10 protein-coding genes are annotated in these 9977 nt (G+C 44.0%); 3 read left to right on the top strand and 7 right to left on the bottom strand.

Features of this window, described 5'->3' with window-relative positions:
- Positions 1–149: 149 nt before the first annotated feature.
- The 5 genes from hisS to NNO02_RS21485 form a co-directional block, all read right to left on the bottom strand.
- Positions 150–1418: a histidine--tRNA ligase gene (gene hisS, locus NNO02_RS21465; protein ID WP_271455689.1), complete on the bottom strand. Its 1269-nt coding sequence runs from the start codon at positions 1416–1418 to the stop codon at positions 150–152.
- Positions 1415–2809, bottom strand: a complete 1395-nt coding sequence (locus tag NNO02_RS21470; RefSeq protein ID WP_333908935.1) for an amino acid permease — start codon at positions 2807–2809, stop codon at positions 1415–1417. The genes hisS and NNO02_RS21470 overlap by 4 nt, the downstream gene beginning before the upstream one ends.
- A 199-nt stretch (positions 2810–3008) precedes the next feature.
- Positions 3009–4145 carry a histidine decarboxylase gene (locus NNO02_RS21475; RefSeq protein WP_271440713.1) on the bottom strand — a complete coding sequence of 379 codons (1137 nt, stop codon included), beginning with the start codon at positions 4143–4145 and terminating at the stop codon, positions 3009–3011.
- Positions 4146–4185: 40 nt separating this feature from the next.
- Entirely contained in the window at positions 4186–5538 is a 1353-nt protein-coding gene (gene hdcC, locus NNO02_RS21480) for a histidine-histamine antiporter (protein WP_005131726.1), read from the bottom strand.
- A 597-nt stretch (positions 5539–6135) separates the two neighbouring features.
- A complete protein-coding gene (locus NNO02_RS21485; protein WP_137366650.1) occupies positions 6136–6345 on the bottom strand; it encodes a hypothetical protein in 210 nt (69 codons plus the stop codon).
- 190 nt (positions 6346–6535) lie between these two features.
- Between NNO02_RS21485 and NNO02_RS21490 the strand changes: the two genes are divergently transcribed.
- Complete coding sequence (locus NNO02_RS21490) at positions 6536–6781, top strand: hypothetical protein (RefSeq protein ID WP_096282490.1); 246 nt, start codon at positions 6536–6538, stop codon at positions 6779–6781.
- An 11-nt stretch (positions 6782–6792) separates the two neighbouring features.
- Positions 6793–7428, top strand: coding sequence for a hypothetical protein (locus NNO02_RS21495; protein WP_249361071.1), 636 nt, complete (start codon positions 6793–6795; stop codon positions 7426–7428).
- Positions 7429–7594: 166 nt separating this feature from the next.
- On the opposite strand, the gene NNO02_RS21500 is transcribed toward NNO02_RS21495, so the two are convergent.
- Together NNO02_RS21500 and NNO02_RS21505 are read right to left on the bottom strand one after the other, a co-directional pair.
- Positions 7595–8119, bottom strand: a complete 525-nt coding sequence (locus NNO02_RS21500; protein ID WP_271455690.1) for a phase 1 flagellin transcriptional repressor — start codon at positions 8117–8119, stop codon at positions 7595–7597.
- Between the two features lie 80 nt (positions 8120–8199).
- Positions 8200–9453: a FliC/FljB family flagellin gene (locus NNO02_RS21505; RefSeq protein WP_271455691.1), complete on the bottom strand. Its 1254-nt coding sequence runs from the start codon at positions 9451–9453 to the stop codon at positions 8200–8202.
- A gap of 441 nt (positions 9454–9894) precedes the next feature.
- Between NNO02_RS21505 and NNO02_RS23775 the strand changes: the two genes are divergently transcribed.
- A partial coding sequence (locus tag NNO02_RS23775) for a recombinase family protein (protein ID WP_333908932.1) occupies positions 9895–9977 on the top strand: 83 nt, incomplete at its 3' end.

Here is a 9977-nt window from a genome sequence, read left to right on the forward strand (position 1 = left end):
TAGGAATAATGTGTAAATAATATTTAAGTTGGCTAAATAGTGTTTTTTATTAGTGCATAAGCCACGTCTGTTAATATATTACGATTTCTAAAGAATCTTACAGGAGCTACCAAAAGACAACAAGATACCCTTTTGATAGCCCAGTTCATTTATTTCTGGTTAAGCTCATCAAGTCGTAATGCAATATCTTGAATCGCTAGTAAATTTTGCTGGTTATTTTGTAAATCCCAAAGACGAATTTGTTGATCAGCATTAATGGTCAGAATAAAACGACAACCACTCTTAAGGGCATTTTGATGCTGTCGTTTAAGTTTGGTACCGCTACAATCAGTGAGGACACGTAAACCAGGCAAGTCTCGACGAAGCGCGCAAGCCAGCACTTGCACCTGTATGCCTCCATCCTCCAGCTCACTGGTAATCACAACATCAGGATGGAATTGCCACTGAGGATTCAGGCCGTCATAAACAGTCTGCAGCAGAAGCAACAATCGTTCGATACCTATGGCAAACCCACAGGCGGGCAATTTCTTACCATTAAATAACTCAGCCAGACCATCATAACGACCACCACCGCAGACTGTCCCCTGAGAACCTAAGTCATCGGTAATCCATTCAAAAACAGTGCGTGAATAATAATCCAACCCGCGCACCAGTCGTGGGTTAATGTGATAGGTTATATCGGCATTGTCGAGCAGAGTCCGCAACGTATTGAAATGCCGCTGTGAATCATCCTCCAAAAAATCCAGTAGGCGAGGTGCGTTCTCTATCATTTCTTGCATTTCAGGGTTTTTACTATCAAGGATACGCAGAGGGTTTACGTCCAGGCGCTTGATGCTGTCTTCGTCCAACACGTCTCTATGTTGAGTAAACCAACTCACCAGTTCCCTGCGATGTGCCTGGCGTTCTTCCGGCGTCCCTAATGAGTTAATTTCCAGCCGGACGTTCTGTGATATGCCTAAATCTTCAAATAGATCGCGCACCATAAAGATCAGTTCAGCATCAACATCAGCACCGGACATTCCGAAGGCTTCGACGCCAAACTGCGTGAACTGGCGTAGCCGCCCTTTTTGCGGACGCTCGTAACGAAACATCGGCCCCTGATACCACAAACGCTGTGACTTGTTGTAACACATGTTATTTTCCAGGACCGCCCGCATACATCCGCTGGTCCCTTCCGGGCGCAAGGTAATATGCTCACCGCTTTTATCGGTAAAGTCGTACATTTCTTTTGAGACGATATCGGTCGCTTCACCCACCGCACGTTCAAAGAGCGCAACGGGTTCCAGGAGCGGCAGACGCATTTCCTGGTATCCATAACGAAACGCCATTTGATGAAATTTACGCTCCAGCCACTGCCACATTGGTGTTTCGTCAGGCAGCACATCGCGCATACCTCGTATGGCCTGAATTTTGCTCATGACAACTCCTTGCTTAATAAAGAAAAAGATTGTTCAGTCAAATTGTGCTGCGGGACACCCTTGTTCAGGCGATGGCGCCGGGCAACATAAAGAAGGTAAAGAGGGATGGTAATCATCTGTAAAATAATTCCCCATACCACGGTAGAGGCACTCTCTGTCATTAACGCCAGCGCAATAAAGCTCAACGCAACCAGACTAAGGCAGCAATAAGTCCAGAAACTGGCATCTCCTCCCCGGCGATGAACAACCATCATGACCGGCAGTGATACTGCAGCAAATGCATAGGGGAGTAAGCTGGCAGAGATGGCCAAGGTAATCACGCTCTGGAACTGGTTCTGCAGATTTGGCGACAATGTGAATAGCAGGAGTGCAGTCATCAGCGCTGCAGTAAAAACTAACCCACACCAGGGAACACCATGGCGGTTAGTACGGGCAAAAAAAGCAGGGAGCAAATTATCTTCCGCCGCAGCCCTGGGCACTTCCGTTTGCAGGATTTGCCAACCTGGCATCGCACCGAGGCAAGCGATAACAACCATGGCTGAAATAATCGCCCCAGCCGTACTGCCCCACATGGCTTTCGCGCTATCGGCAAAAGGAGAGGAGGAGTTCATCAGCACATCATGGGGGAGCAGCCCCATCATGACATTGGTTGAACTGGCATAACATAACCCAGCGAGCCCCAACCCTAACAAGGTGGCCAGCGGTATAGTGCGGCGTGGGTTTTTCACTTGGCTAAACGAGACAGATGCAGACTCAATCCCCAGAAAACCCCATAATGAGATGGTTGCCGCGTTAATGATTGCCTGATGATCACTGACGCCACTAAGATTCCAGGCTGCCTGATAACGAGCAACGTCAAAATGCCCCCAGCCCATGACGCCGATGCTGAGGATCACCAGCACCATGCAACTGCCCGTAAACATTTGCATATAACCAACCCGCTTCGCGCCACGTAATCCCCAAAGAACAGAGCACCAAAGCAGCACAATGCATGCCGTCGTGCCATAAAATGGGTTGTGTAATACCGGGAAGAAGAAAGAGAGATATCCCACGCCGGCTAACAGCAGCGCGCAGTTGCCAATCCACGTTGACAACCAATAGAACAATGTCATTTGTAGGCCGATAAAGGGGCCAAAGCTGGCAGTAATACTGGCTATGATGCCGCCATTGCGCGGAAATAACTCACTCATTTTGCAAAAAATGAGCGCCAGGGCAGCAATCGCTAAAAACGCGAGCCCCCACCCCCAGACAGAGATTGAACCTATTCTCGCGAGCGTGGCAGGCAGCATAAACACACCGCTACCCATCATATTTGATGCTGTCATCATAGTCAGCGCAAGCAGGCCCATTTGGTTTGTTTTCGCGCAACATTTATCCATGCCAGTCCTCATTTAATAGATCATGGTGAGATGAACGGGACTTCCCCCGCGCATGTCATGGGCCAAAGTTTGTCGTTACAACCCATCGGTAAAGCGGTAATCTCGTTGCAGGCTCTGTAAGAACAGAGCCTGATAGACGCAACCGATAATGATTGGTCTCGGCATCGGTTGCGCCCCCCTGAGGGCAGTGATGATTATCACTGCCCTTTCTTCATGCGGCCTGCTGGTTCAGGTCGGCGATCACATCGTCAATCAGCTCATCAATCTTGCTGGAGTCAAGGTGGTGGGCAGTGGTAATCAGGTGAGCGATGTCACCGGAGGTGGCCAGACAGTGCTTCTTCCAGACGGCTTCTGACGGGCAAGGGAAAACCACGGTAATAGAGTTTTTATTGCGCCAGGCATCAATACCCGCAGCCTGTAAGCGATCGACTGCGTACTGCGCCATATTCAGGCTATGTTCAATGCGGCGTTGCCAGTCGCTCCAGGAATGGCTGCGAATAGCTTCCCACATCATTAGCGGTGTATGGCCGTTACGAGAACCAGAAATGGTTTTATCGTGTGCTGAGATGTAATCAATTTCGACAGAAATCCGATCAACGTTTTTCCTTTTCGCTACCACAATGCCGCAGGGAATAGGCGAACCAATCATTTTGTGGCCGGAAACACCGATAGAATCAATACCATCAGCGAAGTTAAAAGGTTGCGGATCGTTCACAAACGGCAAAATCATACCGCTCAGCGCAGCATCAGCGTGTAGATAATAATCGTCACGTTTGATACCCAGTTGACCAATCCGTTGTTGGATCTCAGCAATATTATCAATAGCGCCACGAACGGTTGTGCCGATATTTGCAAAAATAATCGGATGTTCTTCGTTATCGCGTTGAATTTTACGAATCAAATCATCATAGTCCATCTCACCATTCGGCTGTGATTCCACCAGACTTGATTTAATGCGCAACAACTTAACAATTTTTGCAACGGAATAATGAGTGTCTTTCGAGTAATAAAGCGTACCTTCTGGAAACAGTTCACGCCCCAGATAGCAGCCAAACATATTACCTTCAGTTCCCCCATTGGTAACATACCCCCAGCTTTCTTCAAATGGGATTTTGAAAATCTTAGCAAAATACTCCATTACTTCTTTTTCAAAATCAAACGAGTTCAGCAAATAATTACAATACTCCCCCCAGTCACCACAGTTATTTATGGAGAAACGCATAAACCGTTCCAGTATCGTGTAATCGAAGTCGGCTGACTCCGGATAACCTATATTAAAATACTGATTTTTTACGCAATATGACCAAAAAGCATCGAGCTTATTCTGATCGACAATAGATAATGTCATTTTAAACTCCCGTGGATAAAACCAATACAGTTGGATACGTTTAGATACGTTTATCTAAATAAAGAATATCCTGACCTTTCTTACTACGTCCGGCGGCAACAAAAGAGAATAATGGAATGGTTACCATCATCATCAAGATGCCCCAGAATATGGAGTCGCTGCCAGAACCAAGCAAAGCAAAGATGCAGTAAATCATGCCAATAACAACCAACGTGCAGTAAAACATAAACGATCTTCCACGATTGGCTTTCTTTGAAACAAGAATAATTGGAAGCGAAATCAGGGCGTACATATATGGCAGAAGTGAAGCAAATACCGACATTAAGATTACAGCCTGGAATTGTTTCGCCAGATTCGGAGAGGCCGTCAGAAGCAAGACAATACTCATTAATACACCGGTAAAAATGAGGCTTTTCATCGGGACATCTTGCTTGTTGGTTTCTTCAAAGAATTTCGGGAAAAGTCCTTGTTGAGCACCTGCGCGCGGGCCTTCTGACTGAAGTATCAGCCAACCCGAAATGGAACCAAAGCAGGCAATGATGCTCAGTGCGGAAGCAATGTTTCCTGCCGTATTACCGAACATATAGCGTGCGGCATCAGCAAAAGGTGCGGCTGAATCTACCAGAACGTTATGTGGTACCAACCCCATAATAACGGTGCAGCTACCGACATAACATACGGAAGCGATTAATAATCCCATAACGGTAGCCCGAGGAACCGTACGTTCAGGATCTTCGACCTGACCGGTAGAAACGACTGCAGATTCAATACCAAGGAAGCCCCATAGTGCAATCGACGCAGCAGAAATTATTGCTGAGGAATCACTATGACCCGTTCCATTATAAACTTCAGTATAGAGCGACGGGTTAAACCAGAACCACCCAATAAATCCTACGCCTAAAATTACAATTAACCCGCAGGTTGCGGTAAACGATTGTGCCCGCCCTGCAACTTTGGCACCAAAACTAGCAAGGAAAACAAATGCCCACAGAATAATAATTGCGGCAATACAACCGTAAGTTGGATTTTTAAGCTCTGGGAAAAAGAAACTGAGATAGCCGACACCTGCGACCAATAATGCAACGTTACCTACCCATGCGCTGATCCAATAGCACATTGTTGTCTGAAACCCAATGAATGGGCCAAAGGCATCACTGGCATAAGCAACGATACCGCCGGTACGAGGTGTAATTAGACTGGTTTTAGCGAAAACTAGCGCAAGTGCAATAACACCGATGATGGTAAATACCCATCCCCATATTGAGATGGAGCCTATTCCTGCGAGATTAGTTGGCAACATAAATACGCCAGACCCCATCATATTTGATGCGGTCACTAACGTTAGGGCAATGACTCCCATTTTATGAGCAGAGCCTGAGCTTACTGTTCCCATAATGGTTTCCTATTAATTTAAAATTTTGCAATAAGTGGAAATTCGTACTGAATTCGTGGGCCATTGTTATGAATAGAAATGTCCATTATTGTGACAACAATCAAAAATAATAATGAATCAATTTTTTTTGAGAGGTACTTCTGCTCATTTTTTAACCGTTTTATTAGTAATTGACTCTGTCCCCTTTTATTCGACCTGAATAAAGCAAAGGCGACACTAAAATAATCAGGAAAAAAATCACGACGATCGTTTATTAATAATGTACTTTTTTGTTGATGGTGTTGTTTCAATGTTAACAATTATGAGTAATTTAAAGACGCCTATTTATCACGCCAAAAACGGGCATTTCTGATATGGATAAAGTAGAAGGGTGTGATTCAAAAGAGGGAACATAATTTATGTTACAACGGATAGAACGATGACTCCCTGTGGGCTACGCCTTACAAAGCAAAAACCCCGCCGAAGCGGGGTTCTGTAAAGAGTGAAGCTGACCGATAAGGCGGCTTCGTTCAACCATACGTCTGGCATCTGCGGCGCTGGAGTTGTCGTGTGTAGCAGACTGTATCCCACTTTGTATCACAACGATAGTCCTGAAATTTACTCGCTATCGGCCGTGTCGAAGCTTTTGCTGTACGGGCAATGTTTCGACTTCGTGATATAGGTAAACGTGTAAATGCTATTGCTATAAACACAGAGAGTCCGACCATTTTCCATCGTCGATTGATCTGGGTTACTCATCGTTATGAGACCCGCGCTGGCGCTAAACGGCAACAACAAACTGCAAAACATCAATACAGAACCTTTCATCCTTAACCCCTCAATGTTCGTTTTTAACCAATCACGGCTACTAGGTAACCTTCAATCTCCTAGACGATTATAGTAACCATATCGATCAACTTTACCGATCGATTTCATCATATCAATCGATTAAAGTAATTTAAAAGCATTCATGTATCTACCGATAGTGTACTAACTTTACTCAGCTAAGGAGGCTATTATGAAAAAGATTGTTGCGGTATTTCTGGGGGTTAGCATGTCCAATTGCGTGCTGGCGGGTGATGGATCGCCTGAACTGAAATCAGAAAGTCAGGCTGTTATTCGTAATGCTGGTTATCAATGTGACAAAGTGAATGGTGTCTTCCCTGCTGCTTTTGGTGGCTCAGTCACTGTGTTCTGCGATGAAGTCTATCAGTATGTAATTAAGGACAAAGGCGGGCGGTATACCGTCGAGGTTAATGATTAAGGACTTGTATCATGGCAATGAGGTCTTGCAGAGAGTGTGGTCAGAAGGTTTCTTCAGAAGCGAAAGTGTGTCCAGGATGCGGTGTTAAAAAACCATATCAGTCTCCCGTGAGAGGATTCATTTTTTTAGGTATCATCGCGATCGCGATTTATAAAGGATGTAGTGGCGGAGGTAGCGAGAATACGGGGAACTCCTATTACTCGAATGATGTAGCTAGCAACGATGTCCCAACAAGCCAGCCATTTGTTGCGCCTGAAACTGCAAAGGTAAAGAAAGCTGCGTCGGTGAACCTTATGCCAGCATCAACTACACCATTCACTCAATCTCAAGTCTGTAAGGCAGCAATTGCAGGTATGTTTGGTAAGAATGTGGGTAAAACTCAAGTAGCCAAAACGAAAACGGCTGGGGTGTTTAATGTTTCATACATCCGCCCTTCGGATAACCAGCGTTTTTCATTCGACTGTAAATTATCTGATGACAACGTGATTTGGAAAGAGTCAGGTCAACGTTCTAACCGTTGGCAGGGTACTGGTAATGTTGAATTTAATGTGGTGTTTATGGTTCGAGATGACGAACTCACAGTGAAAGAGTTACACACGGACTCTGACGACGTAACGTACAAATTCAGGATGAAAGATTTCCGATAACGAATTTCAGGGGCTGCATCTAGCGGCCTCCTTTCGTAACGTCATATTGAAAACAAAACAAGATGTAAGATCAGCTAAATGGCTCCATATTTATTGAATTAGTTACTCATTCTCTTGACCAAATATCCTTCCAAAAATAATTGTAAGTAAATGATAACATTAAAGTTTAATCGTAATAATCTGAAGATGTTATTCTGCTTACCCAGTCAAACATGACCTGCATATGGTTGCCATTAGGTCTAATCATTCCGACCTGACAAGCATTAACGCCAGTAGTTTCCCCTATCAGAATGCGTCCATCTAGCATATGTACTTTTATACCCACCCCTTGTTTGAAACACTTATTGCAGATAGAGAAAAAGTCTTTCATTGTTGGTTCACATGGCTGAACATTAAAAACATCAGCAGCAATAAGTTTTGTGGTTAAATTCTCGCCAACAGGCAATTCTTCAAGTGATGCGAGAAACTCAAGTTTGACTTCAACTCGATTGCATCCCTTGGCCTCATCAGATGCCAAAATTACATTCTCTTTCTGGTTAAACTTTGAAATATAACCAACTATTGATTGCCCATTGCTGCTTACCAGCTTCACAGGATAATCATTAAAGCGTAGAAATTGTATCCTGCGAGCAAGCATAGAATATTCTCGGGGCCATTTTTCCGCTTCTCGACCATATGAGATATCATTCATAACAGTTGTACCTAATAACCGACTTTAGCATATTAAATAAAAAAGCCCCGCAATCACGGGGCTTAGCACTATAAACTATATTAACGCAGAAGAGACAGTACGTTCTGAGTAGTCTGGTTAGCCTGTGCCAGAACAGAAGTACCTGCCTGTTGCAGGATCTGTGCACGAGACATGTTAGACACTTCGGTCGCGTAGTCGGAATCTTCGATACGGCTACGTGCAGAAGAAAGGTTGTTTACGGTGTTACCCAAGTTGGTGATTGCAGATTCGAAACGGTTCTGAATTGCACCTAGGGAACTACGGAACTCATCAACCATTTTCAAGGCATCGTCTACTTTTGCCATAGGATCAACAGTCATGTTTGCTGGAATCCCTGTAGCGGCCGTCGTAGAAGCGGAAGCTTTAGCTGTATTCTCATTAAATTCTACATCTTTATAGGAACCATCAGCTGCTCTAACTGCATACTTCTGCTTGTCATTGCTATCTTTAAATGATACCAGTGCTTCATTCGCTCCCACTTCGACTTTAAAATCTTTGCCAATCTCAGTGATAGTTGTACCAGCCCCAGCTCCAGTTGGTGCAGCTACTTCATTTGCAGTACTCTTAGCAAACTTAACAGTACCTGCCGATTCATCTACTGTTGCCTTGTAGTATTTTCCAGTATCCTTAACATAATAAGAACTCCCAGCCTTTTCTAAAGTTGCACCTGTTACAGCAGCCGGAGTACCTTCGGTATTAATAATCTTATCAGTTATAGTAACCTTACTGTTAATGGTTGTACCATTTTTAACTGTAGAAGCAACATTCGAAACATCTAAACCATCTAAACCTAATGTAGTGCTATCAATTTTTTTCAAATCGATGGTAATACTTTCACCATCTTTAGCACCTACTTGAATAGTTAACTTACCATTTTGGTTAAGAACTTTTTTGCCGTTAAAGTCCGTTTGCTCAGAAACACGGTTAATCTCTTCAAGACGCTGTTTTATTTCATCCTGAATGGACTTCAGATCTGAACCAGAGTTAGAACCGTTAGCAGCTTGAACAGACAGCTCACGAACACGCTGTAAGTTATTGTTGATTTCAGATAATGCACCTTCAGTTGTTTGTGCTACTGAGATACCATCGTTTGCATTACGTGACGCTTGAGTCAGTCCTTTGATATTAGACGTGAAACGGTTTGCAATCGCCTGACCAGCTGCGTCGTCTTTCGCGCTGTTAATGCGAAGACCGGAAGACAAACGTTCAATAGCGGAACCCAGTGCGGACTGGGATTTATTCAGGTTATTCTGGGTCAACAGCGACAGGCTGTTTGTATTGATAACTTGTGCCATAAAATTTTCCTTTTGGGTATATAAGCCAGGCTTACCTGTGTCATTCAAGTTATCGACCACTTTGGCCTAAACTTTATCTTTTTTTTAATTACAGCAACACGTTGTTTTTTATTTGTTTTTTAGTAACACAGGAGCAACTCACAGTACGCACCAATAATGTGAATTTTTTATCAAGACCAGCTCTCTTTTGCTACTTCACAAAAAATTGCTAGGCGATTGCCAGATCGGTCAAGCGGGTTCCACCAGCTTACAAAGACTACTCTCGATCTTTTACAAATATCATACTTGTCAATGGCATTAACCTGATTGGTATCAATAATCGAACGTTTTATGATACCAGTAAACCCTACCTTAAATTGGTGTCATTAAATTAGCACATTGACATTATGATACCATTAGTTAATTATGATACCGTTTTTGATACCAATCAGGGGAGCGATTATGAGCCGTACATTTGCATATTGCCGTGTGTCCACCAGCGAACAGTCAACAGAAAACCAGATTATGGCGATTCGTCAGGCTGG

It is taken from the genome of Citrobacter sp. Awk 2 (assembly GCF_028069815.1).
Taxonomy (GTDB): Bacteria; Pseudomonadota; Gammaproteobacteria; order Enterobacterales; family Enterobacteriaceae; genus Citrobacter.